The sequence below is a fragment of the Methanocalculus sp. genome (assembly GCF_029762515.1).
Lineage (GTDB): Archaea > Halobacteriota > Methanomicrobia > Methanomicrobiales > Methanocorpusculaceae > Methanocalculus.
This window is the reverse complement of the sequence record NZ_JARVGN010000462.1, coordinates 1-1,678: the sequence shown is the minus strand read 5'-3', so window position 1 is coordinate 1,678 and position 1,678 is coordinate 1. Positions and strand designations below refer to the sequence as shown.

Genomic DNA, 1,678 nt, shown 5'->3' with positions numbered 1-1,678 from the left:
CACGCTGGCCATCCCCTTCCTTCACGACAAACGAGACATTCACTTCAGATGACCCTTGTGTGATCATCATCACGTTCACCCCGGCTGTTCCAAGGGCAGAGAAGATCCGCCCGCTTGTGCCGGGGGTGCCCGCCATCCCGGCACCGACGACAGCGATGACGACGATATCCTTGTCAAAGGTGATCTCCCGGACATATCCCCGTTTCTGGATCTCGGTGAGCCCCTCCACCGCATTCATCAGGTGATCCTCGTCGATCACGAGAGTGATATTCGCCTCAGACGACCCTTGTGAGATGAGCATCACATTCACCTCACGTTCTGCAAGTGCCGAGAAGATTGCCCTTGCAACACCGGGACGCCCAGCCATCTGCGCACCACCAATTGTAAGAAGCGCCACCTTCCGGATGATCGAGATCGCCTTCACCACACGTTTCTCACGGTGTGCCGTCTGGACAACGGCTGTGCCTGCGGCAGACGCATTGAAGGTATTCTTCACCCGGACCATGATATCGCTCATCATCGCAGGTTCAATCGATTTCGGGTGGAGCACCTTCGCACCGAAATAGGAGAGCTCCATCATCTCGAGGAACGAGATGGAGGGTATCACCCGTGCTTCGGGGATCATCCGCGGATCAGTCGTCATCACGCCATCGACATCGGTCCAGATCCAGATCTCATCCGCATTGATACCGGCACCGATGATCGATCCGGTATAATCTGAACCGCTCCTGCCGAGGGTGGTCACATACCCCTGTTCGCTGCATCCCATATATCCCATGATCACCGGAACACAGTCCGGAAGGAGGGGCAGAACACGGCTCTTTATGCGGGTATAGCTTTCAGGAAGGGCAACCGCGCCCCCATGGCAGGAGTTCGTAACGATCCCCGCCTCGCACCCATCCAGCACCGTTGAGGGGATCCCCGCCTGGTTCAGTGCCGCCGAGACGACGGGGGCAGAGAGCCGCTCACCAAACGATACAATATAATCCCGTGATCTCGGTGTCAGTTCCCTGAGTGTATGAAGGGCTGTCAAGATATGCTTCAGCTTCAGAAGCCGATCATCGATGTACACCCCGATCTCTTCAAGCGAGTCAGGGGCAACCACCTCGAGTGCCTTCATATGCCGTGATCGAAGCGCATGAATCAGTTGCTCGATCGGGGGGTTCCCGGATGAGGTGACGACCTCCTCAGCAGTGGCGATGAGCTGATCTGTTACACCGGTCATCGCCGATACTACAACCGCAAGTTCATCTCCCCTCTCCCGGTGGGTCTTCAGGATATCGACCACGCGGGCGATAGCCTGCTCATCTCCAACCGATGTGCCGCCAAATTTCATAACAAGCCTCATTTCTGGCTCACCAAACCCCACGATGTATTTTAAGTTATTTCACGGCAGATCATTATAATACGATGGGTGTGATTACGACGGAGGATTGCCACGTTCTTGTAATAGGAAGCGGAGGTGCCGGAATCAGGGCGGCGCTTGAAGCAGCGCAGTATGGAGAGACGATCCTGATCGGAAAGACGATCGCAGGGAAGGGCGGCTGCACCGTGATGGCGGAAGGCGGCTATAACGCGGTTCTGAAGGAAGCGGACACGATTGTGGGCCATCTTGAGGATACGCTCAAAGGCGGCGCCTACTTAAATGACAGGACGTTAGCAGAGGTGCTCGTGAATG

Annotated in this window: 2 protein-coding genes; one reads left to right on the top strand and one right to left on the bottom strand. The window is 56.0% G+C overall.

What is annotated here, in order from left to right; translation table 11 throughout:
- Positions 1-1,348, bottom strand: a 1,348-nt coding sequence (locus QCH34_RS12190) for an aspartate kinase (RefSeq protein ID WP_300334531.1), incomplete at its 3' end; no start/stop codon positions are given.
- A gap of 62 nt (positions 1,349-1,410) precedes the next feature.
- On the opposite strand from QCH34_RS12190, the gene QCH34_RS12185 reads away from it, so the two are divergent.
- The coding region (locus tag QCH34_RS12185) for an FAD-binding protein (RefSeq protein ID WP_300334530.1) at positions 1,411-1,678 on the top strand (268 nt) is incomplete at its 3' end.